Origin of the sequence: Amycolatopsis sp. NPDC052450, assembly GCF_044547565.1 — a bacterium.
In the GTDB taxonomy this organism is placed as follows: domain Bacteria; phylum Actinomycetota; class Actinomycetes; order Mycobacteriales; family Pseudonocardiaceae; genus Amycolatopsis.
In genome coordinates this window covers 51,322-75,735 of record NZ_JBIUAQ010000026.1, presented here as the reverse complement: position 1 = coordinate 75,735, position 24,414 = coordinate 51,322, and the positions used below count along the sequence as shown (strand labels likewise).

Here is a 24,414-nt window from a genome sequence, read left to right as displayed (position 1 = left end):
TCGGGTGTGCGCAGCCGTTCCCCACTCGGCCGGCGCACGCCTTCCACCTGCATCAGAGAGAACTGAGGAGTACCCACACCCGTGGCCGTCAAGATCAAGCTGCAGCGTCTCGGCAAGATCCGTGCGCCGTACTACCGCATCATCGTCGCCGACGCGCGCACTCGCCGTGATGGCAAGGCCATCGAGACGATCGGCAAGTACCACCCGAAGGAAGAGCCCAGCTTCATCGAGGTCGACACCGAGCGTGCCCAGCACTGGCTGTCCGTCGGCGCCCAGCCGACCGAGCCGGTCCAGCGCATCCTCGAGATCACCGGTGACTGGCAGAAGTTCAAGGGTCTGCCGGGCGCCGAGGGCACCCTGAAGGTCGCCGAGCCGAAGCCGTCGAAGCAGGACCTGTTCAACGCCGCGCTCGCCGCCGCCGGTGACTCGGCCTCCGCCGAGGCCACCACGCCGAAGAAGAAGTCCGCCCCGAAGAAGGCCGAAGCCGACAAGGCCGAGGCCGCCGAGGGTGACAAGGCCGAGGCGTGAGTTTCCTCGCTGACTCCCTCGAGCACCTGGTGCGCGGGATCGTCGACAACCCGGACGAGGTCCGGGTCGAGCTGCTGACCACTCGCCGTGGCCGCACGCTCGAGGTGCACGTGCACCCCGACGATCTCGGCAAGGTGATCGGCCGGGGCGGTCGTACCGCGACCGCCCTGCGCACCGTCATGGGCGGCATCGGTGGCCGCGGCGTCCGTGTGGACGTCGTCGACACCGATCGCTGACCAAGGACACAGGAACACATCGGGATGGACGTCGTAGTAGGCCGGATCGCCAAGGCGCACGGAATCCGCGGGGAACTCGCGGTGGACGTGCGCACGGACTCGCCGGAACAGCGGTTCGCGGTCGGTTCGGCCGTCACGACGAAGCTGCGTGACGGCAGCAGCAGAAACCTCACCATCGCAGCCGCCCGCGAACACAGCGGGCGGCTGCTGGTGCGTTTCGAAGAGGTGCTGACCAGGGACGTCGCGGAAACCCTCCGCGGCGCGCTGCTGATCGCCGACACCTCGACGCTGCCGCCGACCGAAGACCCCGACGAGTTCTACGACCACGAACTCGAAGGCCTGCGGGCCGAACTCGCCGACGGCACCGTCCTCGGCAAGGTGCTCGAAATCGTGCATTCGCCCGCCGGGGAACTGCTGTCGATCGAACACGACGGACGCGAGGTGCTGGTGCCGTTCGTGAAGGCGATCGTCCCGGCGGTCGACGTCGCGGGCGGCCGTGTGGTCCTCGACCCGCCGGAAGGCCTGCTGGACGCCTGATGCGCCTCGACGTCGTCACGATCTTCCCCGAATACCTCGACCCGCTCCGCGCCGCGCTGCTCGGCCGCGCGATCGACCGCGGCCTCATCGAGGTCGGCGTGCACGACCTGCGGAACTGGACGCACGACGTCCACCGCGCGGTCGACGACGCGCCGTACGGCGGTGGGCCGGGAATGGTGATGAAACCGCAGATCTGGGGCCCCGCCCTGGACGACGTCTGCGGCGAGAACACCCGCCTCGTGGTCCCCACTCCCGCCGGACGGCCGTTCACCCAGGCAATGGCCCACCAGTACGCCGCCGAGGAGCACCTCGTGTTCGCGTGCGGCCGCTACGAGGGCATCGACCAGCGGGTGATCGACGACGCCGCGAAGCGGATGCCCGTCGACGAGGTTTCGATCGGCGACTACGTGCTGGTCGGCGGCGAGGCCGCGGTGCTGGTGATGGTCGAGGCCGTCGTCCGGCTGCTGCCCGGCGTCCTCGGCAACGCCCGCTCCGCCGAGGAGGACTCGTTCTCCGACGGCCTGCTCGAAGGCCCCAGCTACACCCGGCCGGAGGTCTGGCGGGACCTGGCCGTGCCGGAAGTCCTGCGTTCGGGGAACCACGCGCTGATCGACCGCTGGCGCCGTGACCAGGCGCTGGAACGCACCGTCCGGCGCAGACCCGAACTGATCGGGCAACTGCCGGAAGGTAGTCTCGACAAGCACGATCTCGGGGTCCTCGAGCGGTTGCGCGAGGACACCGGCCAGGCCGGGTCAAGCGCCTGAGTCCTGGTCTGCAATACTTGACAGGTTGGCGTGAGTGGACGCGCGGCTTTCGAGTCGGCGCCGTACACCGGAACGCCATCAGCCCCCGGGTAGGTCGCAGTCCCGATACTGCGCGCCCAAGCTGCACGTAAGCCATACGAAGACGAGGACGGACCACCGATGAACACCCTGGACGCGCTGGATGCGCAGTCACTGCGTTCCGACATCCCGGACTTCCGACCGGGCGACACGCTCAAGGTTCACGTCCGCGTCATCGAGGGCAACCGCGAGCGTAACCAGATCTTCCAGGGCGTCGTGCTGCGTCGCCAGGGCGGCGGCATCCGCGAGACCTTCACGGTCCGCAAGGTGTCGTTCGGCATCGGCGTGGAGCGCACCTTCCCGGTGCACTCGCCGAACATCGCCGAGGTCGAGGTCTACAAGCGCGGCGACGTCCGCCGGGCGAAGCTGTACTACCTCCGCGAGCTGCGCGGCAAGGCCGCCAAGATCAAGGAACGCCGCGAAAACCGCGAGAAGACCTCCGCTTCCTGAGTAGCCTCGCGGTTACAGGTAACCTGGCGTCGTGGTCGAACCCGTGTCTCAGAACACGTCCGAAGATGAGCCCGATCGCCCCGAAGAGGAGCGCCCGACCAGGGCCTCCCGCCGGGGCCGGTCCGGGTCCAAGAAATTCGGCAAGGTCAACAAGAAGCGGTCGTTCTGGAAGGAACTGCCGATCCTGATCGTCGTCGCGCTCGTGCTGACGATCTTGATCCAGCAGTTCCTCGCCAAGGTCTACATGATCCCCTCGGGGTCCATGGAGTCCACTCTGCACGGCTGCGCGGGATGCACGGGCGACCGGATCCTGGTCGACCGGATCACGTACGACTTCACCGATCCCGGTCCCGGCGACGTGGTGGTCTTCAAGGGACCGCCGGCGTGGGCGGGCGAGATCGACACGCCGGAGTCCAGCAACATCTTCGTCAGTGGCTTCCGCGCGCTGGGTTCCCTGATCGGGTTCGCGCCGCCGGACGAGCGCGACTTCGTCAAGCGGATCATCGCGGTCGGCGGCCAGACGGTGCAGTGTTGCGACAACAACCGCGTGGTCGTGGACGGCAAGGCGCTCGACGAGCCGTACGTCCACTGGGAAGAGGGCATGGCGCCCACCGAGAAGACGTTCGAGCCGGTCAAGGTGCCCGCCGGATACGTCTGGGTGATGGGCGACAACCGCAACAACTCGAGCGACTCCCGCTTCCAGGGCGGCGGTGGCGTCAACGGCGCCGTACCGGTCGACAACATCATCGGCAAGGCGCGCGTCATCGTGCTCCCGCCCGGCCGCTGGGGCGGCGTTTCGGACCACAACCCGCAGGCGAACGCCCAGCCGCTGGCGCTCGGTGCGCCCGCCTGGCAGCAGGGTCTCCCCCTGGGCGTCGGTGTCGCCGCAGCGTGGCCCGTGGTCTTCCTCGGCAGGCGAATGTCGTCCGGAGTGCGCAAGGCGGTCGACCGGAGGCGGTAAGGCCTTGAGAGTTCCTGTACCGCTCACACCGGCCGAGCCGCTTCGGCCGCCGCGGGCAGTGGTGCGTGGCGACCTCTTCTGGGGGTTGCAGGGTGCGCTGGACCGGCGGGGCCTCGGGCCCGTCGCCGGTGTCGACGAGGCAGGGCGCGGCGCTTGCGCCGGCCCGCTCGTCGTGGCCGCCTGCGTGCTGCGCCCCGGCGACGCCGCGCGGCTGCCCGAGCTCACCGATTCGAAGGTGCTCACGGCCAAGGCCCGCGACCGGGTTTACGACCGGGTCGTCCAGCGTGCCGTCGACTACTCGGTCATCGTCATCCCGGCGCCCGAGGTCGACCTGTTCGGCATCCACGTCATGAACCTCGAAGGCATGCGACGTGCGGTTTCGGCGCTGCGGACCACGCCGGGCTACGTCCTGACCGACGGATTCCGCGTCTCCGGGCTGCCCGCCCCGAGCATCCCCGTGATCAAGGGGGACAAGGCCGTCGCATGCGTGGCGGCGGCGTCCGTACTGGCCAAGGTCACCCGCGACCGGATCATGGGCGACCTGCACGACGTCCACCCGCATTACGGCTTCGACGTGCACAAGGGGTACAGCACCACCGACCACAGCGCCGCGCTGAACACTCACGGTCCGAGTCCGGTCCATCGCTGGTCGTACGCGAACGTGGCCACCGCGGCCGCCGCGCACCGGGTGCGGCCGCCTCACCCGGTCGTGCTCACCGTCGCGGCACTGGAAAACCCGAGCGTGCCGATACGTGCCCTCGGCCCGTACGTGGGTAACAATGAACGCTCCGCCGCTGGAGCAGCAGCAAAATCGCGAGGAGGGGCGCGGATTTCATGAGCGCAGAGGATCTCGAGAAGTACGAGACCGAGATGGAGCTCTCGCTTTACCGCGAGTATCGCGACATAGTCGGCCAATTCTCGTACGTGGTGGAGACCGAGCGGCGGTTCTATCTGGCCAACGCCGTCGACGTGCAGGTGCGCGACGGCGGCGGTGAGGTGTACTTCGAGGTCCGCATGTCCGACGCGTGGGTCTGGGACATGTACCGGCCCGCACGGTTCGTCAAGCACGTCCGGGTCATCACGTTCAAGGACGTCAACGTCGAGGAACTCGACAAGCCGGATCTCCGATTGCCGGAAGACGGGCCGTTCTCCGGCTGATTTTCAGAACTACTGAAGGCCCCCTTCATCGTGTTCAGGCACGTGAAGGGGGCCTTCATGTATTCGCGGGGCGCCTAGCACAGATCACCGACGATTCCGTCCGGTGAGCCTCCACGACGGCCGAACCATCCACAACACCCCAGTTGTCCACAGGCGCCGGAATCGGGCCTGTCCGGGACCCGCTCACCCTGGCAGCGTTGATCGCACACGCACTGTGACGATCGCTGAGGGGGATCGAGATGATGAACACGGCAGAACAGCCGTCCGCCGGGGCACCGCACATCGAGCTGGGCCGGTGGGGCGAGGAACTGGCGGTCCGGCATCTGGAGAAGGCGGGCTACGTCGTACTGAGCCGCAACTGGCGGTGCCGTGACGGCGAGCTGGATCTCGTCGCGACCGACAAGAAACGCCTGATCTTCTGCGAGGTGAAGACGAGGACGGGAGTCGGCTTCGGCACTCCCGCCGAGGCGGTGACCCCGCACAAGGCCGACCGTATCCGCCGTCTCGCGCACCAGTGGCAGCGCGCTTTCATGCTCCGCTGGTGCCCGGTCCGCTACGACATCATCGCGATCGTCGCCCGGCCCGACGCCCGGCCGCAGGTGCGCCATATCAAGGCGGCGTTCTGAATGGCGCTGGCGAAAGCCTGGTCCGTCGCGCTGCTCGGCGTCGAGGGCAGGATGATCGAGATCGAGGCCGACATCGGCGGCGGCTCGCCGAAGGTGACGATGGTCGGGTTGCCCGACACCGGGCTGAAAGAAGCCAAGGACAGGGTCCGCTCGGCCGTCCGGAATTCGGGGCGGACGTGGCCGGACGAGAGGGTGATCCTCGGCCTTTCCCCGGCGAACCTGCCGAAAGTGGGATCGGGTTACGACCTGGGCATCGCGGCCGCGATCCTGGCCGCGACGGGGTCGGTCCCGGCCACCAAGCTGCTCAACACCGTGCTGCTCGGCGAACTCGCCCTCGACGGCCGGGTGCGGGCCGTCCGCGGCGTACTGCCGGGGTTGCTGGCGGCGCGCAATGCCGGGTACCGGCGGGCGGTCGTCCCCGCCGAGTCACTGTTCGAAGCGGCTCTCGTGGACGGGCTGGAGGTCGGCGGGGTAGCCCGGCTGAGTGAATTCGTGGATTGGCTCAAGGGCGAAGGCGAGCTCACCCGGCCCGAGCCGGCCGTCGTCCAGGAGCCGCCGCGGGTACCCGACCTCGCCGACGTCGTGGGACAACCGGAAGCGCGATGGGCCTTGGAGGTGGCCGCGGCGGGTGGTCATCACCTGCTCATGACCGGTCCTCCCGGAGTGGGCAAGACGATGCTCGCGAAACGCCTTCCCGGCCTCCTCCCGCGCCTGTCCGCCGAGGAGTCGTTGGAGGTGACAGCGGTTCACTCGATCGACGGATCGCTGTCGCGGTCCGAACCGCTGGTCACCGTGCCGCCGTTCGTCGCGCCGCATCATTCGATCAGCGTGCCCGCGCTGATCGGCGGTGGCAGCGGACTGGCCGTGCCCGGCGCCATCAGCCGGGCACACCGGGGGATCCTGTTCCTCGACGAAGTGTGCGAATTCGGCCCGGAACGGCTGGAGTCGCTGCGCACGGTGCTCGAAGAGGGTGAAGTACGCATCGCGAGGGTCAAGGGCTCGGTGCGGTATCCGGCACGCTTCCAGCTGGTGCTGGCGACCAATCCTTGTCCTTGCGCCCCGGCGAAAGACGCCGACTGCACGTGTTCGGCGACCGTACGAAGGCGGTACTTGGGCCGGTTGTCCGGACCCTTACTCGATCGGGTGGATCTGCGGGTCGGGCTGCGCCCGCTTTCCGCGCTCAGCGCGCACCTGAGCGAGCCGCCCGAAGCGTCGGCGGCCGTCCGGGAACGGGTCCTGGAAGCCCGCGAGCGGGCCGGAAAACGCTGGGCGGAACAGGGCTGGCTGACGAACGCGGAGGTGCCGGGTCCGGCGCTGCGTCGCGAATTCGCCCTTCCCCCGCAGGTCACGGCGCTGCTGGACCGCGCGTTGGAACGCGGGGCGATCACCGCGCGCGGCGCGGACCGCTGCCTTCGCATCGCTTGGACCCTCGCCGATTTGAAGGGGGCCGACAAGCCGGAGGCGGACGAGGTCGCGGCGGCCCTGAACTTCCGGGAGAGGTCATCCGGATGAGTGAATTCGAAGCCGAGCGGATCGCGCGGTCGTACCTTTTGCGCGTCGCCGAGCCTCCGGCGCCCGCATTGGCCCGCTTCGTCGATGAACACGGCCCTGTCGTCGCCGCGGAACGAGTGAGGCGTGCCGAGTGCCCACCGAAGGTGCGCGACGAGACGTCCGCGAGGCGGGCGCACGACTACGCGGAGCGGGATCTGGAGCGCGCGGCAGCCGGTGAGGCCCGGCTCGTCATCCCGGAAGACGACGAATGGCCGGCCTGGCCGTTGCTTTCCCTGGCCGTGGCCCAGCGCAGGGGCGTCTCCGGTGTGGCACCTCCGCCGGCGCTGTGGGTACGCGGTCCGGCCAGGCTCGACGAGGCCGTGGACCAGGCGATCGCGGTAGTCGGTGCCCGCGCGGCGACCGGGTACGGCGAGCACAACGCGGCCGAGGTGGGCTATCACCTCGCGAGCCGGGGGATCCCGGTGTTCTCGGGGGCGGCGTACGGCATCGACGGCGCGGCCCACCGAGGCGCGTTGAGCGCGGACGGGACGACGGTCGCCCTGCTCGGCTGCGGGGTCGACGTCGGCTATCCGGCACAGCACGCGACCTTGTTGCGCTCCATCGCGAAGACCGGCGCGGTGGTCAGCGAGTACCCGCCGGGCACCTCACCCGCGAGGCATCGTTTCCTCGTGCGGAACAGGCTCATCGCGGCGCTCACGGAAGGGACCGTCGTGGTCGAGGCGGGCAGGCGCAGCGGTGCGCGGAACACCGCGACCACGGCAGGGACGCTCGGCAAGGTCGTGATGGCCATGCCGGGGCCGGTGTCGTCGGGGATGTCCGCGGGGTGTCACGCGCTGATCCGCGAAGGTGAGGCCACGTTGGTGTCCTCGGTCGACGAGATCCTCGAAACCGCCGGACGGCTGGGGTCGGCGGGCGCGGATCCGTCGAAACCTCACCGCCACACCGATCGGCTCGGGCCGGAGGCGCTGCGAGTGCACGACGCGCTGTCCGACCGGTCAGCGAGACTCGAGGAACGGATCGCGGCCGAGTCCGGGATCCCGGTCGAGCGTGTCCGCTCGCTCCTTCCGGAACTGGAACTCGACGGCTTCGCGGAAAGGAGTGACGCAGGGTGGCGAAGACGGGCCGCCAAGACCTGACTGGCCTACACCTGAGACGCCATCCCGGCACGATCCGACCACGGACACCGCAACAGGGTGCGGCGATACTTGACCATCCGCCGTACATCGCGCAGCGTGATCGGCATGCCGTCGACCGAAGGTCCTCACGGCACGGGGAAACGCGCCCGCAGACCCGATCTGCGCGCCGCCCGTGCCGCGCTGCCGGAGCCTGTCCGGAAGCTGATCGACGACTACGAGCGGCATCTTTCGCTGGAACGCGGGCTGTCCGCGCATACGGTGCGCGCCTACCTCGGCGACGTGGTGTCGCTGATGGGTTTCGTGGACGGGAACGGCGGCCGGTTCTCCGATCTCGACATCGGGACACTGCGGGGCTGGCTCGCCCGGCAACGCGAGGAAGGGGCCAGCCGGACGACTCTCGCCCGGCGAGCGGCGGCGGCCCGCACCTTCACCGCGTGGGCCCACCGAGGTGGGGCGCTCGCGTCGGATCCGGGCGGACGGCTGGTGGCGCCACGCGCGCACCGCAAGCTCCCCGGGGTCCTGCGAGCGGAGCAGGCCAGCGACGTCATGCGCTTCTCAGCCGCCGGTGCCGAACAGCGCGACCCGGTGGCTTTGAGGGACAGTGCCATCGTGGAACTGCTCTACGCGACCGGAGTGCGGGTCTCGGAACTGTGCGGGCTGGATGTGGGTGACGTCGACTTCTCCCGCAGGGTCGTGCTCGTGCTGGGCAAGGGCGGCAAGGAACGTGTCGTGCCGTTCGGTGTCCCCGCCGAAGCGGCCTTGAGGCTGTGGCTGGACGAGGGCAGGGGAAAGCTCGCAGTCGAGACGAACGGGCCGGCGCAAGCGGCGCTCTTCCTGGGGGCGCGAGGCGGCAGACTCGATCCGCGGGCGGCCCGCCGGGTCGTCCACGACGCCGTCGGCTCGGTGCCGGGCGCGAACGACATGGGGCCGCACGGCCTGAGGCATTCGGCAGCCACTCATCTGCTCGAAGGCGGCGCCGATCTTCGGAGCGTTCAGGAACTGCTTGGTCACGCTACGCTGGCTACGACGCAGCTCTACACTCATGTGACCGTCGATCGGCTGAAGGCGATCCACGACCGCGCGCACCCCCGGGCCCGATGATGCCGGGGAGGACTCGGCAGGAGACCCGGCAGCCCGAACCGACGGCGCACGCGCATCCGCACGAGCACGGAGACCACTCTGAGTCGCATGCTGAGAACGGCGGTCCGATGACCGCCGACCCACATGTCACCGAAGCCGCCGGGAAGCACCGTCCCGGCGGCGACGGTCCTGCCGTCGCGCCCGAAGCGCGGACCAGTTACGAAGTGGACGCCGGGATCCAGGCCTTGTGGCGGGAGTTCACCGAGTCGCCGGACCAGATGGTGCGCGACCGGCTCGTGCTGCACTACGCCCCGCTCGTCAAGTACGTCGCGGGCCGGGTCGGCACCGGGCTGCCGACCCATGTCGACGTCGGCGACCTGATCCAGTCCGGGATCTTCGGCCTGGTCGACGCGATCGAGAAGTTCGAACCCGCCAGGGGCCTGCGGTTCGAGACCTACGCCATGCAGCGCATCCGCGGCGCGATCCTCGACGACCTGCGCTCCCAGGACTGGGTTCCCCGGGCGGTGCGCAGCAAGGCCCGTGAGGCCGAGCGTGCCCTGGAACGTCTCGGCGCCCGGCTGAACCGCACCCCGACCGACGCCGAATTGGCGGCCGAGCTCGAAATCAGCGTCGACGATCTGCGCGAGTTCTACGGCCAGATGCAACTGACCAGCGTCATCGCGCTGGAAGACCTGGTCGCCGCCGGCAAGGACAGCGGCTCGCTGGTCGACACCCTGCCCGACGACGGCGCCGTCGACCCGGTGGCCGTCCTGGTCGACCAGGACAATCGCCGCCAGCTGGCGCAGGCCATCGCCCAGCTCACCGAACGCGACCGGATCGTGGTCGGCCTCTACTACTTCGAGAGCCTGACGCTCGCCGAGATCGGCAAGGTCCTCGGCGTCACCGAATCGCGAGTCAGCCAGCTGCACACTCGCGCCGTCATGCGGCTGCGCGCCAAACTGGTCGAGCAAGCCTAGCCACCGTCCTGGTCCGCGACCCTCAGCCGAGCCGCCGCCTGTCCAGGTTCGCCGGTTCGCTTCGGGCGGGCTGCGAAACGACACGTGTGTCCCGCCGGACGACAACGTGTGTTCAGCCGGACGACACGTGTGTCTGGGCGGACGACACGTGTGTCCAGCCGGACGACACGTGTGTCTGGGCGGACGGCGCGTGTGTTCAGCGGGACGGAGCGTGGCTCCAGCCGGAAGTCACGTGTGTGGAGCCGGATCACGCGGTGCGGAGTCCGGTCCCGGTGTGTTCGCTCCCCAGTCACACGTGTTCGGTCTCCCATCACGCGAGTCCCGCGCCCGGACACGCGAATCGCGCCATCTGCCGGAGAAAGCGGCAAGAGCAAGCAGGCCAAGCCAGGACGGAGCCAGATCGCGGGCACGGACCTTCCGAAGCGGTCGGCAGCGGTCGGGTCAGTCTCCTTCCCACGGTTTGAGGCGGATCTCGGACGGGTCGCCGATCAGGGCGAGTGGATCGACGTACTCCTCGCCCTTCCGGACGCCGAAATGCAGGCACGCCGGCTCCGGACAGCCCGGATGGCCGGCCGCGAGTGTTCCGAGCACTTGGCCCCGGTAGACCTGGTCACCCGCGGTGACGGCCGGGGCGAGTGGTTGGTAGGTGGTGCGCAGACCTCCGTCGTGATCGATCGAAACCACCCCGCGGCCCGCCACCTGGCCGGCGAACATCACCACCCCTTCGGCGGCCGCGAGCACGTTCGTGCCCGGTGCCGCGGCGAGGTCGACGCCTCGGTGACCGGGGCCGTACGGCGTCGAGGGCGGCTCGAAGTACCTGGTGACGCTCGGTGCCGGGGAAAGCGGCCAAGAGAGGCGTCCTTGCGGTGTGGGCGCGCCTCTGGCCGTCCCCGGCATCGCCGCCGACGCGAAGATCGCGAGCACGGTCGCGAGGATCGTGAGACGGGGAAGGCGTCGAGGGTGCCCCGGGCGGCGGTGCCTGCCGCCGGTGCGGTCGATCGCGAAGGAATGCCTGGTGACAGGGCGGGAACAGCTCGTCATCGTCATGTGTTCCAGGCTGGGGGAGAGGTGGGGTGGCTGGGGCGGGCTGGTGAAATCTGTGGATAACCGGGGTGGTTGTGGACAACCCCTCTCATCAGGGGCTGCCGGTGCGGTACCCGGTGGCGACAGGGAGTAGACTCTTTTGCGCGGTCCGCGTCAGCGGACTGACTTCGCGTGCACGTGCGCGCCCCCGATGGCCGATCTCCTCACGGAGGGTCAGGACAGCCGGGGGCACACGGCCCGGCGGTCCCTGGAATCACTTCACTCCCGGGTCCGGGCCCGAGCATCGGCACCAGGGCGATCGGCCACCCGGCCGAGAGCGACGAACCGAGTAAGCGCGTCCCGGCGGAGCCGGGCGCGCACGACACAGAAGAGGTTGATTCCGGCAATGGCCGTCGTCACCATGAAGCAGCTGCTCGACAGCGGCGTGCACTTCGGGCACCAGACTCGTCGGTGGAACCCGAAGATGAAGCGCTACATCTTCACCGAGCGCAATGGCATCTACATCATCGACCTGCAGCAGACGCTGACGTACATCGACCGTGCGTACGAGTTCATCAAGGAAACCGTCGCGCACGGCGGCACCATCATGTTCGTCGGCACGAAGAAGCAGGCTCAGGAAGCCATCGCCTCCGAGGCCTCGCGCGTGGGCATGCCCTACGTGAACCAGCGCTGGCTCGGCGGCATGCTCACCAACTTCCAGACGGTGCACAAGCGTCTTCTCCGCCTGAAGGAGCTCGAGTCGCAGGAGCAGACCGGTGGTTTCGCCGGGCTGACCAAGCGCGAGATCCTCACGCTCACCCGTGAGAAGGACAAGCTCGAGAAGACCCTCGGCGGTATCCGCGACATGGCCAAGGTGCCGAGCATCGTGTGGATCGTCGACACGAAGAAGGAGCACATCGCCGTCGGCGAGGCTCGTAAGCTGAACATCCCGGTCGTCGCGATCCTGGACACCAACTGCGACCCGGACGAGGTCGACTACCCGATTCCGGGTAACGACGACGCGATCCGTTCGGCCGCGCTGCTGACCAAGGTCGTGGCCGAGGCCGCCGCCGCCGGTCTGATGGCCCGTTCCAGCCGCAACGGTTCCTCCGCCGACGCCAAGCCCGAGGCCGGCGTCGCCACGGACGAGCCGCTGGCCGAGTGGGAGAAGGAGCTGCTCGCCGGCTCCGAGACCGCCGCCGCGGACGCCAAGGAAGCGGCCGCCGCGACCGAGGCGCCGACCGAGGCCCCCGCCGAGGCTCCGGCCGAGCAGGCCACCGCCTCCTCCTGATGCATCCAGCCCGTGGGGCCGCCTCCGGGCGGCCCCACGGGTGACTTCCCCAAAGACTTTTCTCGTACCTGAAAAAGGACGGACACACCCACGATGGCGAACTACACCGCCGCAGACGTGAAGCGTCTCCGCGAGCTGACCGGCTCCGGCATGATGAACTGCAAGAAGGCGCTGGAAGAGAACGACGGCGACTTCGACAAGGCCGTCGAGTTCCTGCGCATCAAGGGCGCGAAGGACGTCGGCAAGCGCGCCGAGCGCGCCACCGCCGAGGGCCTCGTCGCCGGTGAAGGCGGCGTGCTGATCGAGCTCGACTCCGAGACCGACTTCGTCGCGAAGAACGAGGACTTCCAGGCCCTGGCCGCGAAGATCGTCGAGGTCGCGAAGGCCGAGAAGACCAGCGACGTCGAGAAGCTGAAGGCCGCCTCGCTCGACGGCAAGACCGTCGACGAGCAGGTCCAGGAGCTGGCCGCCCGCATCGGTGAGAAGCTTGAGCTGCGCCGTGTCGCCGCCTACGAGGGCACCACCACCACGTACCTGCACCGTCGCGGTGCCGACCTCCCGCCCGCCGTCGGCGTGCTCATCGAGTACACCGGTGAGGGCGAGGCCGCCGCCGAGGCCGCTCGTGGCGCCGCCATGCAGGTCGCCGCGCTCAAGGCCAAGTACCTCACCCGCGAAGAGGTCCCGGCCGAGATCGTCGAGAACGAGCGTCGCGTCGCCGAGGCGACCGCCCGCGAAGAGGGCAAGCCGGAGCAGGCCATGCCCAAGATCATCGAGGGCAAGGTCAACGCGTACTACAAGGACAACGTCCTGCTCGAGCAGCCGTCGGTCAAGGACAACAAGAAGACCGTCAAGGCCCTGCTCGACGAGGCCGGCGTGACCGTGAGCCGGTTCGCCCGGTTCGAGGTCGGCCAGGCCTGATCCAGGCGCGGAACACAAGAATCACCACTGTGCCCCGTCTCCGTCCATCGGGGACGGGGCACAGTCGGGTTCAGAGCATTAGGGAGGGCGACATGGGTGTCCGGGTCGAAGGCGGATACCGGCGGGTGCTGCTGAAGCTGGGCGGCGAGATGTTCGGCGGCGGTTCCATCGGGGTTGATCCGGATGTGGTGCACTCGGTCGCTCAGCAGATCGCCGACGTCGCGCGGACGGGCGTGCAGATCGCCGTCGTGATCGGCGGTGGCAACTACTTCCGCGGCGCGGAGCTGTCGCAGCGCGGCATGGACCGCGACCGCGCGGACTACATGGCGATGCTCGGCACCGTCATGAACTGCCTGGCGCTGCAGGACTTCCTGGAGAAGGAGGGCCTGCCCACGCGCGTGCAGACCGCCATCACCATGGGGCAGGTCGCCGAGCCGTACATCCCGCGCCGCGCCGAGCGCCACCTGGAGAAGGGCCGCGTCGTCATCTTCGGCGCCGGGGTCGGCATGCCGTACTTCTCGACGGACACCGCCGCCGCGCAGCGCGCGCTCGAACTCGGCTGTGAAGCCGTCTTGATGGCGAAGGCCGTCGACGGCGTCTACACCGCGGACCCGAAGAGCGACCCGACGGCCGAGATGTTCCACGAGATCAGCCACCGCGAGGTGCTGGAACGGGACCTCAAGGTCGCCGACGCCACCGCGTTCAGCCTGTGCATGGACAACAACATGCCGATCATCGTGTTCAATCTGCTCACCGAGGGGAACATCGCCCGCGCGGTCAGTGGTGAGAGGATCGGCACCCTGGTCGACACCCCCGCCGACGGGGTGCCCGCGTAGTCCAGCCCTGACCTTCGCAATCGGTACGAATACACAACTACGGGAGTTGCCGTGATCGACGAGACCCTCCTCGACGCCGAGGAGAAGATGGAAAAAGCGGTGTCCGTCGCCAAGGAGGACCTGTCGTCGGTACGCACCGGCCGGGCGCACCCTGGGATGTTCTCGCGCGTTGTCGTCGACTACTACGGCGCGCCGACCCCGCTGAACCAGTTGGCGGGCGTCAACATCCCCGAAGCCCGGATGGCGTTGATCAAGCCCTACGACCAGACCTCGCTCAACGCCATCGAGAAGGCGATCCGCGAGTCGGACCTCGGCGTCAACCCGAGCAACGACGGCAACGTGATCCGCATCGTGATCCCGCAGCTCACCGAAGAGCGCCGCCGGGAGATGGTGAAGGTCGCCAAGGCCAAGGGTGAGGACGCCCGCGTCTCGATCCGCAGCGTCCGCCGCAAGGCCAAGGAAGAGCTCGACCGGATCAAGAAGGACGGCGAGGCGGGCGAGGACGAGGTCGTCCACGCCGAGAAGGAACTCCAGAACCTCACCGACACGTACAGCCACAAGGTCGACGAGCTGGTGAAACACAAGGAAGCCGAGCTACTCGAGGTCTGATGAGCCAGGTGAGCGAGGAACGCGAGGACCGGGTGGAAAACCCGGAACCGGTTCCGGCCACAGCGCCGGATTCCAAAACCGTGCCGGAACCGGCGCAGAAGGTTTCCCGCGCCGGCCGCAACCTGCCCGCCGCGATCGGGGTCGGGCTGCTGCTGGGGGCGGCGATCGTCACGTCCCTGCTCACCGTCCGCTTTTTGTTCATCGGCATCATCGCGATCGCGATCGCGGTCGGCACGATCGAGCTGGCCGGGGCACTGAAGCGCGCGGCGGGCATCCGGATCGCGCTGGTCCCGGTGCTCGTCGGCGGTCAGGCGATGATCTGGCTGGCGTGGCCGTATGGCCGCGAAGGCGCGCTGACGGCGTTCGTGCTGACGGTGCTCGTCTGTCTGCTGTGGCGGTTGCCCGGCGGCGCTGACGGCTATTTGCGCGACATCAGCGCGTCTGTTTTCGCCGTCGCGTACATCCCGCTTTTCGGTGCCTTCGCCGCGATGCTCGTCCCGCCGGAGGACGGCGTCGGCCGGGTGCTGGCGTTCATGATCGGCGTCGTCGCTTCGGACACCGGCGGCTACATCGCCGGTGTACTGGGTGGCAAGCATCCGATGGCGCCCAGCATCAGCCCGAAGAAGACTTGGGAAGGTTTCGCGGGTTCGCTCGTGGCCGGTGTGGTCGCCGGCGCGCTGACCCTGAGCCTGCTGCTCGACGGCCATGCCTGGCAGGGTGTGCTGTTCGGCGCGGCGATCGTGTGCACGGCGACGCTGGGCGATCTCGTCGAGTCCCTGATCAAACGCGATCTCGGGGTCAAGGACATGGGGAACATGCTGCCGGGTCACGGCGGGCTGATGGACCGGCTCGATTCGTTGCTCCCCTCGGCCGTCGTCTCCTGGCTGCTGCTCTCGGCGTTCGTCCCCGTCTAGCCGAAACGCGGGTGACAAGCCCGGAGCGCTGGGCCAAGGTCGGAGTATGCGCACTCAACGGATGAGTAAGCGACTTCTGGCCATGGCACTGAGCGTGGTGACGCTCGGCGCCCTGACGACGACCGCGGCGGAAGCGGGCACGAGCCCGGTCGTCCGCACGGATTCCGGCCCCGTTCGCGGCGTGAGTACCGGCGAATACCGGAGTTTCCAAGGCATTCCGTTCGCCGCACCGCCGGTGGGCGACCTGCGCTGGGCGCCGCCGCGGAGCCCCGATCCGTGGACCGCCGTGCGGGACGCGACCGAACCGGGGCCTCGGTGCGCACAGGGAGCGGGCCTCGGTTCGCCGGCGAGCGACGCCGAGGACTGCCTGTACCTCAACGTGATCAGCCCGGCGGGGCCGGCGCGCAAACCGCGTCCGGTGATGGTCTGGGTGCACGGTGGCAGCTTCACCTCGGGTGCGGGCAGCGACTACGACTTCAAGCGTATGGCACTCGGCGGGGACGTCGTGGTGGTGACCGTGAACTACCGGCTGGGTGTGTTCGGCTTCTTCGGGCATCCGGAACTCGGCCGCGACTCCGGTGCTTTCGGCTTCCAGGACCAGCAGGCCGCTCTTCGCTGGGTGCAGCGCAACGCGCGTGCCTTCGGCGGAGATCCCCGGAACGTCACGTTGTTCGGCGAATCCGCCGGTGCGATGAGCACTTGCGCCCAGTTGGCCTCCCCTTCGGCCGCGGGGCTGTTCCACCGCGCGATCATCCAGAGTGGTCCGTGCACGCTGACCTGGCCCGACGGCGGGTTCTTCCCCGGCGTGCCCGCGGGCTCGCCGTACCTGCCCCGCGCCGATGTCGAAGCGATCGGTGCTGAAGGGGCCACGAAACTCGGCTGCGCCGATGTCGCCTGCATGCGGCGGCTTCCGGCCAAGGATCTGGTGAACCAGTCGCTCGGGACGCCCGCGTTCGGCACCGGCCTGCTGCCCGAACATCCGGCCGGCGCGCTGAAAGCGGGGCATTTCGCCCATGTCCCGGTGCTGACAGGGGTCACCAGGGACGAGGCGAGACTGTTCGTCTCCCTGTTCCCTGGGCAGCCGTTCACCGAGGACCATTACCAAGAGCTGCTGCGGAGCGCGTTCAAGGAGAAGGCGCCGCTCGTCGCCGCCCGGTACCCGTCGGCGAAGCACGGCGGCCCGGCGATGGCGTTCGCGGACGCGATGACCGACCGGATCTGGGGCTGTCCGCAGGTGGGGACCGAACGGTTGCTGCGCGAGCGCACCCGAACCTTCGGCTACGAGTTCGCCGACCGGGACGCTCCGCCGCTTTTCCCCGCTCCGGCGGGAATGCGTTCCGGGGCCGCACACGGATCCGAATTAGCTTATTTGTCTGATTTGGCGGGCTTTCCGGCGAAATTGACGCCCGCGCAGCAGGAACTCGCGGCGCAAATGATTCAGTACTGGACCGCGTTCGCGCGAACCGGGAATCCGAACGGTGGGGAACTGCCGAAGTGGCGTCCCTCGCCGCGGACGCAGTCGCTGGCGCCGGGCCGGATCGGCCCGGTCGACCTCGCGGCCGTGCACGACTGCGGGTTCTGGGCGGGACTCTGACGAAAGAGCCGGGGTGACGTCGTCGCCCCGGCTCCTCGTTTCAGTCGTCGTAAGGATCGTCGACTTCGGCGGTGCCCCAGCCCTCGGCGGCCCGGGAGTGGTCGATCACCGCGAACACCGAACCGTCCGGGTCGGCGAGGATCGCCATCCGGCCGTACGGGGTGTCATAGGGCTGGACCACGACGGCGCCGCCGAGCATCAGGGCCTGCCCCGCCGCGGCGTCCGCGCCGCGCGCCGGATCCAGTCCGAGGTAGACCATCCAGTGCGGGGGAGTGTCCGGCCGGTATTCCGAACCCATCACGTACCGGTACAGCACCGGTTCGTGCTCGATGAGCCATTCGGCGTAGTCGAGCGACGCGCCATCGCCGATCTGGTGGCTGGTGTAGTTGAAGAGGCGGCAGTAGAAGTGATCCGCTGCCGCGCCGTCGTGGGTGTTGAGATCCGCGCCGCTGAAGGTGTTGGGGACCCCGGTCGCGAACTGCCAGGTGGCGGGCGGCTCCCAGAAGACGACGTGGGCACCGCACGCGTCGATGGCATGGACGATGTTGCCGCGATGGGGAATCGCCATCGGGCCGAGCGTGACCCGGCCGCCGAGACTGTCCACCCATTCGGCGGCCGCGGCCGCCTGGGGAACCGAGATGTGGACGCTCCAGCCGGTCGGCCCGTCCGTGCCCGCGCGGTACAGACCGCCGGTGGGAACGCCGTTCAGGGTCGCGATCGAGTACCGGCCGGTCGGCGTCGCCGGATCACGCTGGACGGTGAACTCCCAGTCGAAAAGCCCGCTGTAGAAGGCTTGTACGGCCGCTTCGTCTCTGCATGCGAGCTCGATCCAGCACGGGATTCCTGAAGGGATGACGGAAGTGTGGGCGGCCGAGCCGAGCGACATGCGGTTCTCCCTTTCCGGTGGGAGTAAAGTCTAGTCGCTGACCGCATTGTTTCCGTTAAGGATTTCGACCCGGATGAGCATGGAACCCAGCCCGGTGTCCCGTCGTTGGAGCTTCCGTGCGCTGGTTTTCCCGAGCTGTCTCCTCCTTCCGCCGCGGCGGTGACGAGGTGCTGCCGAGTCCGAACATCTGGTACTACCAAAAGGCCTACGAGGTCGAGAACCGCGCGCAGGACGTCGACGACGAGATCTGGCGCGTGCTCGCCGGGTGTCGCGACTGGTCCGGTGAGGACGTCCTCGACATCGGCTGTGGTGACGGGTTCCATCTGCCGCGGTTCGCCGCGACGGCGCGGTCGGTGGTCGGGATCGAACCCCATGAGCCACTCGTGCGCGACGCGCGGAACCGGGTGGGGGAACTGCCGAACGTCGAGGTGCGGCAAGGTCGTGCGCAGCGGCTTCCCTTGCCGGACGCGGCTTTCGACGTCGTCCACGCACGCACCGCGTACTTCTTCGGCCCTGGTTGTGAACCCGGTCTTCACGAAGCGGAGCGCGTGCTGCGGCCCGGCGGGACCTTGATGATCGTGGATCTCGATGTGGCGAGCGAGCCCTACGGCCGTTGGATGCGGCTGGATCTGCCGCGGTACGACCCGCCCGGGGTCGAGAAGTTCTTCGCCCGTCAGGGTTTCGACTGCCACAAGGTGCCGACGCGGTGGCTGTTCGAGGATGCCGCCGCGATGGAAGCCGTGCTGAAGATCGAGTTCAGCGCCCCGGTCGCGGAGAAGGCGATCGCGGAGGTCCGGCGTCTCAACGAGGTTTCGTCAGCTGCCGGGGAAAAGCGGATGACGCTGCCGGTGGGCTATCGCGTGCACACACGCGCCAAGCCCACCGGCCTCGTCGTGCCAGGTCACTCCGCGTCCTCGGCGGATGCCTCCGGAGTGCCGTCCTCGGCCTCGCCGAGGATGCCGTAGATCGTCCGGCGTGCCTCGTTGAGCACGTCGACGGTGCGGGCCTGCTGGCTTTCACTGCCGGCGTGCATGACCTGCGCGACCGCCGCGGCCAGGGTCGCGCCCGCCTTGCGCAGGTTCACCTCGGCCGGGTCGACGTCGTGGGCGATCTGCTCCCACGGCGGGACGGCGTCCTGCTGTTCGGCCGCGGCGCGGCCGGATTCGGTGAGTTCGAACAGCTTCTTGCCGCTCTCGTCCTTGCTGATCACCAGGCCTTCGTCGGCCAGCATCTGCAGGGTCGGGTAGACCGAACCGGGGCTCGGCTTCCAGAAGCCGCCGCTGCGCTCGCCGATCTCGCGGATGATCTCGTATCCGTGCCTCGGCTGCTCGGAAAGCAGCGCGAGGATCGCGGCGCGGACGTCACCGCGTTTGCCGCGCCGGCCGCCGGGGCCACCGCGACGGCCGTGCCGGTGCCGATGTCCCGGCCCGCCCGGTCCCGGGGGGAAGTCGCCGAAGCCGCCGCGTGCCCAAGGCCCGAAGGCGGGACGGCCGTGTTCTGGAGGAAAAGGTCGTCGTCGCATGATGTGAATCCTCTCTACGTACTGTTCCGACATGTTCACGATATATCGGAACCAGTCGTCTCGACAACCCTTTCCGTGTGAGTTGGGTCTCAGAGGCTTGTGTGGATGCGGTGAACCGGGGTGGCCCGGGTGCGTCGGAGGTGGACATGGGACAATGGTTGAGCTATGACTGCCCTCCCTCTCGTCTTCGACGCGCCCAAGCGCGGCCTTCCGCCGCGCCACCTCGCCGACCTCACCGCCGCCGAGCGGGCCGCCGCCGTCGCCGAGCTGGGTGAGAAGCCGTTCCGTGCGAAGCAGTTGTCGAACCACTACTTCTCGCGGCTCACGGTGAACCCCGAGGAGATGACCGACATCCCGGCGGCGTCGCGGGAGAAGCTCGTCGCCGATCTGATGCCGCCCCTGCTCACCGAGATCAAGGCGCTCGCGTGCGACGACGGCACCACCCGCAAGACCCTGTGGCGCGCGCACGACGGGACGCTCTTGGAGAGCGTGCTGATGCGCTACCCGGATCGCGCGACCCTCTGCATCTCGAGCCAGGCGGGCTGCGGCATGGCATGCCCGTTCTGCGCGACCGGACAGGGTGGCCTCGACCGGAACCTCTCGACCGCGGAGATCGTCGACCAGGTCCGGTCCGCCGCCGCCGTGATGCGCGACGGACTGATGACCGGCGGCCCCGGTCGTCTGTCGAACATCGTCTTCATGGGCATGGGCGAGCCGCTGGCGAACTACAAGCGGGTGGTCGCGGCGGTCCGGCGGATCACGGACCCCTCGCCGGAGGGGCTCGGGATCGGCCAGCGTTCGGTGACGGTGTCGACGGTGGGCCTCGCCCCGGCGATCCGCAAACTCGCGGACGAGAAGATGCAGGTGCGGCTGGCGGTTTCGCTGCACACGCCGGACGACGAGTTGCGGGACACGCTGGTGCCGGTCAACGAGCGCTGGTCGGTGGACGAGGTGCTGTCCGCGGCCCGCTACTACGCGGACACCTCCGGACGGCGGGTGTCGATCGAGTACGCGCTGATCCGGGACATCAACGATCAGCCTTGGCGGGCCGAGCTGCTGGCGAAGCGGCTTCGCCAGCACCTGGGGCAATTGGTCCATGTGAACGTGATCCCGTTGAACCCGACCCCGGGTTCGAAGTGGGACGCCTCGCCGAAGCCGGTGGAGCGGGAGTTCGTCCGGCTGGTGAACGCGGGCGGAGTCGCGTGCACGGTGCGTGACACGCGTGGCCAGGAGATCGCGGCGGCCTGCGGTCAGCTCGCCGCCGAGAATTGAGTTTTCCTTTCGATGATGGAGAAACTGTCGTGATGTATGCCCCCAGCCTGCTGGACCCGGCTGCGGAGGAGCTGAAGCTCGCGGACGTGATCGGCCATGGCGCGACCGGTGTCGCGCGCGAGGCCAGGACGCTGCTCGGCGATCGGTTCAGCTCGGTGACCTTCACGTACGTCCTGATGCGGGCGTTCGAGGTGGAGTACATGGCGGCGCGGGACGCTTCGCGGTGGCACGAGTTCCACGGCGGGCCGTACGCGCTTTCGGATGCCGACCTCGAAGCCTTGCTGGCGCCCTGGCTCGGCCGCTGACCGGTCCATCCACTGTGGACGGTCAGCTCGATTCGTGCACGGCCGGCCGGTAGACGAGCTCCTGGACACGCCCGTCGAACGTCCGGCTCTCGAGCAGTTCCAGGTCGAAGTCGGCCGCGCCCCGGAAGAGCGAATCTGCTCCGGTTTTCCCGGTGATCACCGGGAAAACCGTCACCTGAAGTCGGTCAACCAGACCGGCGGCCATCAGCGCCCGGTTCATCGCCAGGCTGCCGTGCGAGCGCAACGGCACCTCGGACTCCTCCTTGAGCCGGGCCACGACGTCGACGGCGTCCCCGCTCACGACGGTCGCGTCCGGCCAGTCGAGCGGTTCCCGGAGCGTCGTCGACACCACCGTCGCCGGAAGGTGCTTCATCCGGGTGACCCACGGGTCCAGTGCCTCGGTCGCCACGACGTCCGCGCTCAGCATCTCCAGGTTCGCGCGGAACGTGGTGGCGCCGAAAACCATCCTCTGCTGCTCGGAGTACAGGCCGAGGCGGTGTTCGAGGAACTCGGGGCCCTGCTTGCCCCAGTAGCCGCCCCAGTCGCCGGTGTGGGAGCCGTAGCCGTCGAGGCTGGAAAAGACGTCGAACGTGTAAGTCGCGGTCATGATGCTCCTTCGGTGTTGTCTCTCACCCTGGCTACGAACGCACGCGGCGGTATTCGACATCGCCGCGAAAAAACCTGCCGGGCGTCGTCGAAGTGACAGGATGCTGGCGTGTACAGCCTGCAAGCCGTCATCGTCACCGAGTCCGCACGCGGTGAACTGCTCGATTCGACCCGGGGAGCGCGCCTCGTCGTCCTCGGCAGGCACCGTGACACGGACGACTGGCTCCTCGCTTAGGCGCACTGGGCCGGACGGACCAGTCAACCGGCGTTCTTCGCCTCCGGCCGTGACACTCGGTTGAAGACAGCGAAGGAGGTGGACCGGATGTCCGCGACAGAGGCGAGACAGGTGCGCCACAACAAGGCCGTCCAGGTGCTCGGACGGATCGGGATGGGTTGCTACGGCTTGGTGTACGTGCTCATCGGGTACCTGGCGGTGCGGGTCGCCGTCGACGGCGGCGGTCAGGAGGCCGATGGGCGCGGCGCGATCACCGAGGTCGGTTCGACCCCGGTGGGCGGCGTGCTGTTGTGGATTCTGGCGGCGGGACTGGTGGCATACGGCCTGTGGCAGGCGCTGCTGGCCGCGGTCGGCTACACCTGGATCGACAAGCGGCGGACCCGCACCGTCAAGCGGGTGACGTCCGGAGTCCGTTGCCTGGTGGGGATCTCGCTGGGCGTCTACGCGGCCCGGGTCGCCGCGGGTGCGGGGAACCAGGGAAGCGGTGACCAGAAACAGCAGGAGTTCACCGCGCGCTTGCTGGCGTTGCCCGCCGGGCCGTTCCTGGTGACCGTGGTGGCCGTCATCGTGTTCGGCGTCGCGGTGGGGTCGGTGGTGAAGGGCGTACGCCGGACCTTCGAGCAGGATCTCGACCTCTCGCGGCTCCCGTCGGGGACCCGGCGGTGGGTGGAGCGGCTCGGGAGGACCGGTTATGTGGCAAGGGGTGTCGTGTTCGGCATGGTCGCGGTGCTGGTGGGATACGCGGCGCTGACGCACGACGCGTCTCGTTCCGGCGGGCTCGACGCGGCCCTGCGGACCTTGGCGGCCCAGCCGTTCGGCGCGGTGCTGCTCATCGTGGTGGCCATCGGGGTCGCGGCTTTCGGCGCGTACTGCCTCGGGGCGGCACGGGCACAACGGGGCTGAGAGGTCGGCCTTTCCCGCCTCGGTCCGGCAAGGAACCGAGGCGGGAGACGGAATCTACTCGACGGCCAGTTCGCCCAATTCCGACCAGCCGTCCTGATCGACCTTCGCGTTGACGATCCGCGGTGTCTCGGCCAGGTACCGCGGCAGTTCGCGTTGTGCCGTGCGGAAATGTTCCGAACCGACATGGGCAGCGCCCGCGTCGTCGTCCCGGAACGCCTCGACGAGCACGTATTCGTTCGGGTCGTCGAGGCTGCGAGACCAGTCGTACCAAAGACAACCGGGTTCGGCGCGGGTCGCTTCGGTGAAATCGCGCGCGATCTCCGGCCACCGGTCCGCGTGTTCGGGACGGACCCGGAACTTCGCCGTGATGAAGATCATGATCGTCCTACTTCCTGCTCGGGAGAATTGGATTCCTCCGTCGATCATCACCGACTGGCCGGTCATGTAATCGGAATCCGGGGAAGCGAGATACGACACGTACGCCGCCACGTCGTCGGGAACGGAGACCCGGCCGAGGTGGATCAGGTTCGAATAGTTCTCGATCGCCTGCCCCTTCCGGATTCCTTCCGACGTTCGCGACCATGACGTCCAGGGACCCCAGCGCGCCGGCGGTCTCGGCGACCATGGCGGTGACCGACGCCTGTCGTGTCTCACTTCGAGACAGCGGCGCGGTAGTCCTTCGGCGACGTGCCGAGCAGCCGGGTGAACATGGTGGAGAACGCGGCAGGGCTCTCGTAGCCGAGCGAGGCGGCGATGCCGGCGATCGGGCGGCCGTCCGAAAGCAGTGACAGCGAATGCAGGACGCAGGCCCGTTGCCGCCAGCGGGCGAACCCCATCCCGGTCTCGGCGGTGAACATCCGGTTCAGCGTCCGGTCGCTGACGTGCAGCCGGGACGCCCAGGCACGCACCGGCTCGTGGATGTCCGGGTGGTCCAAAAAGGACTCGCACAGCGCGCGGAGCCGTTCGTGCTTCGGCAACGGGAGGTCGAGCTGGACCGGGGCGGAGCGGCGGATCTCGTGCAGGGTCAGTCCGATGACCGCGGCGTCCCGCCCGCGCGGGGTGTACAGCTCCGGCACGCCGACGGCCTCGTTCAGCAGTTCCCGGAGCAATGAGGAGACTTCGACGACCTGGCAGCGTCGCGGGAACCACGGCACCGCCTTCGGCTCGATGTACAGGCTTCGGGTGCTCACGGTCGTCGTGAAGACCTGATGGGTGGTCTCCGGCGGGACGAGCACCGCGCGCAGGGTCGGGATGGTCCACGTGCCGTCGGCCGTTTCGACCCGCATCGATCCCGTCGCGCTGTAGAGGAACTGCGCGCGCCGGTGCCGATGCGGGGGAATCCGGTGCCGCGGTGGGTAATCGGTGCGGATCGCCACCACCGCGCGATCGAGGTGGTCGACCTCGTCGATGGGGATGTCACGCACCTCACCCAGGTTACGCCGGGTGTCCGATCGGCG

At 68.7% G+C, this 24,414-nt stretch carries 30 protein-coding genes and 1 pseudogene; 24 read left to right on the top strand and 7 right to left on the bottom strand.

The annotated features are described in order from the left end of the window. Positions 1-81: 81 nt before the first annotated feature. The 13 genes from rpsP (at position 82) to ACIHAO_RS32270 (ending at position 10,043) form a co-directional block, all read left to right on the top strand. Positions 82-528, top strand: coding sequence for a 30S ribosomal protein S16 (rpsP, locus tag ACIHAO_RS32330; protein ID WP_005154724.1), 447 nt, complete (start codon positions 82-84; stop codon positions 526-528). After that, positions 525-764 (top strand): RNA-binding protein, encoded by a 240-nt coding sequence (locus ACIHAO_RS32325; RefSeq protein WP_003103110.1) that lies wholly within the window; start codon positions 525-527, stop codon positions 762-764. Before rpsP ends, ACIHAO_RS32325 begins: the two co-directional genes overlap by 4 nt. 24 nt (positions 765-788) lie before the next feature. After that, positions 789-1,301 carry a ribosome maturation factor RimM gene (gene rimM / locus ACIHAO_RS32320; protein WP_396564248.1) on the top strand — a complete coding sequence of 171 codons (513 nt, stop codon included), beginning with the start codon at positions 789-791 and terminating at the stop codon, positions 1,299-1,301. Then, the gene (gene trmD / locus ACIHAO_RS32315; protein ID WP_396564246.1) at positions 1,301-2,065 is read left to right on the top strand and encodes a tRNA (guanosine(37)-N1)-methyltransferase TrmD; all 765 of its coding nucleotides are present in this window, start codon (positions 1,301-1,303) and stop codon (positions 2,063-2,065) included. Before rimM ends, trmD begins: the two co-directional genes overlap by 1 nt. Before the next feature lie 159 nt (positions 2,066-2,224). After that, on the top strand, positions 2,225-2,593 hold the full coding sequence (gene rplS / locus ACIHAO_RS32310) for a 50S ribosomal protein L19 (protein WP_125792731.1): 369 nt from the start codon (positions 2,225-2,227) through the stop codon (positions 2,591-2,593). 31 nt (positions 2,594-2,624) lie between these two features. Further along, positions 2,625-3,554: a signal peptidase I gene (lepB, locus tag ACIHAO_RS32305; protein WP_125792732.1), complete on the top strand. Its 930-nt coding sequence runs from the start codon at positions 2,625-2,627 to the stop codon at positions 3,552-3,554. Positions 3,555-3,612: 58 nt separating this feature from the next. After that, positions 3,613-4,392, top strand: coding sequence for a ribonuclease HII (locus ACIHAO_RS32300; protein WP_396564336.1), 780 nt, complete (start codon positions 3,613-3,615; stop codon positions 4,390-4,392). Then, the gene (locus ACIHAO_RS32295) at positions 4,389-4,712 is read left to right on the top strand and encodes a DUF2469 domain-containing protein (protein ID WP_003096226.1); all 324 of its coding nucleotides are present in this window, start codon (positions 4,389-4,391) and stop codon (positions 4,710-4,712) included. Before ACIHAO_RS32300 ends, ACIHAO_RS32295 begins: the two co-directional genes overlap by 4 nt. A 239-nt stretch (positions 4,713-4,951) precedes the next feature. Then, complete coding sequence (locus tag ACIHAO_RS32290) at positions 4,952-5,338, top strand: YraN family protein (RefSeq protein WP_396564243.1); 387 nt, start codon at positions 4,952-4,954, stop codon at positions 5,336-5,338. Next, complete coding sequence (locus tag ACIHAO_RS32285; RefSeq protein WP_396564241.1) at positions 5,339-6,850, top strand: YifB family Mg chelatase-like AAA ATPase; 1,512 nt, start codon at positions 5,339-5,341, stop codon at positions 6,848-6,850. Next, complete coding sequence (gene dprA / locus ACIHAO_RS32280; protein WP_396564239.1) at positions 6,847-7,986, top strand: DNA-processing protein DprA; 1,140 nt, start codon at positions 6,847-6,849, stop codon at positions 7,984-7,986. Before ACIHAO_RS32285 ends, dprA begins: the two co-directional genes overlap by 4 nt. Positions 7,987-8,091: 105 nt before the next feature. Then, the gene (locus ACIHAO_RS32275) at positions 8,092-9,087 is read left to right on the top strand and encodes a tyrosine recombinase XerC (RefSeq protein WP_396564237.1); all 996 of its coding nucleotides are present in this window, start codon (positions 8,092-8,094) and stop codon (positions 9,085-9,087) included. Positions 9,088-9,194: 107 nt separating this feature from the next. Beyond that, positions 9,195-10,043 carry a FliA/WhiG family RNA polymerase sigma factor gene (locus ACIHAO_RS32270; protein ID WP_125786499.1) on the top strand — a complete coding sequence of 283 codons (849 nt, stop codon included), beginning with the start codon at positions 9,195-9,197 and terminating at the stop codon, positions 10,041-10,043. Between the two features lie 441 nt (positions 10,044-10,484). Here ACIHAO_RS32270 and ACIHAO_RS32265 read toward each other — a convergent pair whose 3' ends face one another. Continuing rightward, positions 10,485-11,090 carry a murein hydrolase activator EnvC family protein gene (locus ACIHAO_RS32265; RefSeq protein WP_396564235.1) on the bottom strand — a complete coding sequence of 202 codons (606 nt, stop codon included), beginning with the start codon at positions 11,088-11,090 and terminating at the stop codon, positions 10,485-10,487. 382 nt (positions 11,091-11,472) lie between these two features. Here ACIHAO_RS32265 and rpsB point away from each other — a divergent pair, with 382 nt between their 5' ends. The 6 genes from rpsB to ACIHAO_RS32235 all read left to right on the top strand — a co-directional run bounded on the left by rpsB (position 11,473) and on the right by ACIHAO_RS32235 (position 17,228). Then, the gene (gene rpsB, locus ACIHAO_RS32260; RefSeq protein ID WP_396564233.1) at positions 11,473-12,357 is read left to right on the top strand and encodes a 30S ribosomal protein S2; all 885 of its coding nucleotides are present in this window, start codon (positions 11,473-11,475) and stop codon (positions 12,355-12,357) included. Positions 12,358-12,450: 93 nt separating this feature from the next. After that, positions 12,451-13,275 (top strand): translation elongation factor Ts, encoded by an 825-nt coding sequence (gene tsf / locus ACIHAO_RS32255; RefSeq protein WP_396564231.1) that lies wholly within the window; start codon positions 12,451-12,453, stop codon positions 13,273-13,275. A 92-nt stretch (positions 13,276-13,367) separates the two neighbouring features. Then, on the top strand, positions 13,368-14,111 hold the full coding sequence (gene pyrH / locus ACIHAO_RS32250) for a UMP kinase (RefSeq protein WP_005154669.1): 744 nt from the start codon (positions 13,368-13,370) through the stop codon (positions 14,109-14,111). Between the two features lie 51 nt (positions 14,112-14,162). Then, on the top strand, positions 14,163-14,720 hold the full coding sequence (gene frr / locus ACIHAO_RS32245; protein WP_125786495.1) for a ribosome recycling factor: 558 nt from the start codon (positions 14,163-14,165) through the stop codon (positions 14,718-14,720). After that, positions 14,720-15,634 carry a phosphatidate cytidylyltransferase gene (locus tag ACIHAO_RS32240; RefSeq protein WP_125792740.1) on the top strand — a complete coding sequence of 305 codons (915 nt, stop codon included), beginning with the start codon at positions 14,720-14,722 and terminating at the stop codon, positions 15,632-15,634. Before frr ends, ACIHAO_RS32240 begins: the two co-directional genes overlap by 1 nt. A gap of 82 nt (positions 15,635-15,716) precedes the next feature. After that, the gene (locus ACIHAO_RS32235) at positions 15,717-17,228 is read left to right on the top strand and encodes a carboxylesterase/lipase family protein (protein ID WP_396564334.1); all 1,512 of its coding nucleotides are present in this window, start codon (positions 15,717-15,719) and stop codon (positions 17,226-17,228) included. A gap of 40 nt (positions 17,229-17,268) precedes the next feature. On the opposite strand, the gene ACIHAO_RS32230 is transcribed toward ACIHAO_RS32235, so the two are convergent. Beyond that, positions 17,269-18,114: a VOC family protein gene (locus ACIHAO_RS32230; protein ID WP_396564228.1), complete on the bottom strand. Its 846-nt coding sequence runs from the start codon at positions 18,112-18,114 to the stop codon at positions 17,269-17,271. 116 nt (positions 18,115-18,230) lie between these two features. On the opposite strand from ACIHAO_RS32230, the gene ACIHAO_RS32225 reads away from it, so the two are divergent. Then, positions 18,231-19,079 (top strand): class I SAM-dependent methyltransferase, encoded by an 849-nt coding sequence (locus ACIHAO_RS32225; RefSeq protein WP_396564226.1) that lies wholly within the window; start codon positions 18,231-18,233, stop codon positions 19,077-19,079. On the opposite strand, the gene ACIHAO_RS32220 is transcribed toward ACIHAO_RS32225, so the two are convergent. Further along, a complete protein-coding gene (locus ACIHAO_RS32220) occupies positions 19,016-19,636 on the bottom strand; it encodes a PadR family transcriptional regulator (RefSeq protein ID WP_396564224.1) in 621 nt (206 codons plus the stop codon). The genes ACIHAO_RS32225 and ACIHAO_RS32220 overlap by 64 nt on opposite strands. A 165-nt stretch (positions 19,637-19,801) precedes the next feature. On the opposite strand from ACIHAO_RS32220, the gene rlmN reads away from it, so the two are divergent. Next, the gene (gene rlmN, locus ACIHAO_RS32215; protein WP_396564222.1) at positions 19,802-20,908 is read left to right on the top strand and encodes a 23S rRNA (adenine(2503)-C(2))-methyltransferase RlmN; all 1,107 of its coding nucleotides are present in this window, start codon (positions 19,802-19,804) and stop codon (positions 20,906-20,908) included. Positions 20,909-20,940: 32 nt separating this feature from the next. Continuing rightward, on the top strand, positions 20,941-21,213 hold the full coding sequence (locus tag ACIHAO_RS32210; protein ID WP_125786489.1) for a hypothetical protein: 273 nt from the start codon (positions 20,941-20,943) through the stop codon (positions 21,211-21,213). Between the two features lie 22 nt (positions 21,214-21,235). On the opposite strand, the gene ACIHAO_RS32205 is transcribed toward ACIHAO_RS32210, so the two are convergent. Beyond that, positions 21,236-21,820, bottom strand: a complete 585-nt coding sequence (locus ACIHAO_RS32205; protein ID WP_396564219.1) for a dihydrofolate reductase family protein — start codon at positions 21,818-21,820, stop codon at positions 21,236-21,238. Positions 21,821-21,928: 108 nt separating this feature from the next. On the opposite strand from ACIHAO_RS32205, the gene ACIHAO_RS32200 reads away from it, so the two are divergent. Continuing rightward, positions 21,929-22,054, top strand: coding sequence for a hypothetical protein (locus ACIHAO_RS32200; protein ID WP_396564217.1), 126 nt, complete (start codon positions 21,929-21,931; stop codon positions 22,052-22,054). A gap of 87 nt (positions 22,055-22,141) precedes the next feature. Beyond that, positions 22,142-22,957 carry a DUF1206 domain-containing protein gene (locus ACIHAO_RS32195; RefSeq protein WP_396564215.1) on the top strand — a complete coding sequence of 272 codons (816 nt, stop codon included), beginning with the start codon at positions 22,142-22,144 and terminating at the stop codon, positions 22,955-22,957. Between the two features lie 54 nt (positions 22,958-23,011). On the opposite strand, the gene ACIHAO_RS32190 is transcribed toward ACIHAO_RS32195, so the two are convergent. The 3 genes and pseudogenes from ACIHAO_RS32190 to ACIHAO_RS32180 all read right to left on the bottom strand — a co-directional run bounded on the left by ACIHAO_RS32190 (position 23,012) and on the right by ACIHAO_RS32180 (position 24,381). Beyond that, complete coding sequence (locus ACIHAO_RS32190; RefSeq protein ID WP_396564332.1) at positions 23,012-23,335, bottom strand: putative quinol monooxygenase; 324 nt, start codon at positions 23,333-23,335, stop codon at positions 23,012-23,014. 42 nt (positions 23,336-23,377) lie between these two features. Then, positions 23,378-23,611 (bottom strand): annotated as a pseudogene (locus ACIHAO_RS32185) (SDR family oxidoreductase); the annotation flags it as partial. Continuing rightward, on the bottom strand, positions 23,608-24,381 hold the full coding sequence (locus ACIHAO_RS32180; protein ID WP_396564213.1) for an AraC family transcriptional regulator: 774 nt from the start codon (positions 24,379-24,381) through the stop codon (positions 23,608-23,610). The pseudogene ACIHAO_RS32185 and the gene ACIHAO_RS32180, both read right to left, overlap by 4 nt. Between the last annotated feature and the right edge of the window lie 33 nt (positions 24,382-24,414).

What these genes read in the sequence shown, in the direction of transcription:
- rimM (WP_396564248.1), top strand. Translation starts at nt 789, where the DNA reads ATGGACGTCGTAGTAGGCCGGATCGCCAAGGCGCACGGAATCCGCGGG.
- trmD (WP_396564246.1), top strand. Translation starts at nt 1,301, where the DNA reads ATGCGCCTCGACGTCGTCACGATCTTCCCCGAATACCTCGACCCGCTC.
- rplS (WP_125792731.1), top strand. Translation starts at nt 2,225, where the DNA reads ATGAACACCCTGGACGCGCTGGATGCGCAGTCACTGCGTTCCGACATC.
- ACIHAO_RS32295 (WP_003096226.1), top strand. Translation starts at nt 4,389, where the DNA reads ATGAGCGCAGAGGATCTCGAGAAGTACGAGACCGAGATGGAGCTCTCG.
- ACIHAO_RS32290 (WP_396564243.1), top strand. Translation starts at nt 4,952, where the DNA reads ATGATGAACACGGCAGAACAGCCGTCCGCCGGGGCACCGCACATCGAG.
- ACIHAO_RS32285 (WP_396564241.1), top strand. Translation starts at nt 5,339, where the DNA reads ATGGCGCTGGCGAAAGCCTGGTCCGTCGCGCTGCTCGGCGTCGAGGGC.
- dprA (WP_396564239.1), top strand. Translation starts at nt 6,847, where the DNA reads ATGAGTGAATTCGAAGCCGAGCGGATCGCGCGGTCGTACCTTTTGCGC.
- ACIHAO_RS32275 (WP_396564237.1), top strand. Translation starts at nt 8,092, where the DNA reads ATGCCGTCGACCGAAGGTCCTCACGGCACGGGGAAACGCGCCCGCAGA.
- ACIHAO_RS32270 (WP_125786499.1), top strand. Translation starts at nt 9,195, where the DNA reads ATGACCGCCGACCCACATGTCACCGAAGCCGCCGGGAAGCACCGTCCC.
- ACIHAO_RS32265 (WP_396564235.1), bottom strand. Translation starts at nt 11,090, where the DNA reads ATGACGATGACGAGCTGTTCCCGCCCTGTCACCAGGCATTCCTTCGCG.
- rpsB (WP_396564233.1), top strand. Translation starts at nt 11,473, where the DNA reads ATGGCCGTCGTCACCATGAAGCAGCTGCTCGACAGCGGCGTGCACTTC.
- tsf (WP_396564231.1), top strand. Translation starts at nt 12,451, where the DNA reads ATGGCGAACTACACCGCCGCAGACGTGAAGCGTCTCCGCGAGCTGACC.
- pyrH (WP_005154669.1), top strand. Translation starts at nt 13,368, where the DNA reads ATGGGTGTCCGGGTCGAAGGCGGATACCGGCGGGTGCTGCTGAAGCTG.
- ACIHAO_RS32240 (WP_125792740.1), top strand. Translation starts at nt 14,720, where the DNA reads ATGAGCCAGGTGAGCGAGGAACGCGAGGACCGGGTGGAAAACCCGGAA.
- ACIHAO_RS32235 (WP_396564334.1), top strand. Translation starts at nt 15,717, where the DNA reads ATGGCACTGAGCGTGGTGACGCTCGGCGCCCTGACGACGACCGCGGCG.
- ACIHAO_RS32230 (WP_396564228.1), bottom strand. Translation starts at nt 18,114, where the DNA reads ATGTCGCTCGGCTCGGCCGCCCACACTTCCGTCATCCCTTCAGGAATC.
- ACIHAO_RS32220 (WP_396564224.1), bottom strand. Translation starts at nt 19,636, where the DNA reads ATGCGACGACGACCTTTTCCTCCAGAACACGGCCGTCCCGCCTTCGGG.
- rlmN (WP_396564222.1), top strand. Translation starts at nt 19,802, where the DNA reads ATGACTGCCCTCCCTCTCGTCTTCGACGCGCCCAAGCGCGGCCTTCCG.
- ACIHAO_RS32210 (WP_125786489.1), top strand. Translation starts at nt 20,941, where the DNA reads ATGTATGCCCCCAGCCTGCTGGACCCGGCTGCGGAGGAGCTGAAGCTC.
- ACIHAO_RS32205 (WP_396564219.1), bottom strand. Translation starts at nt 21,820, where the DNA reads ATGACCGCGACTTACACGTTCGACGTCTTTTCCAGCCTCGACGGCTAC.
- ACIHAO_RS32195 (WP_396564215.1), top strand. Translation starts at nt 22,142, where the DNA reads ATGTCCGCGACAGAGGCGAGACAGGTGCGCCACAACAAGGCCGTCCAG.
- ACIHAO_RS32190 (WP_396564332.1), bottom strand. Translation starts at nt 23,335, where the DNA reads ATGATCTTCATCACGGCGAAGTTCCGGGTCCGTCCCGAACACGCGGAC.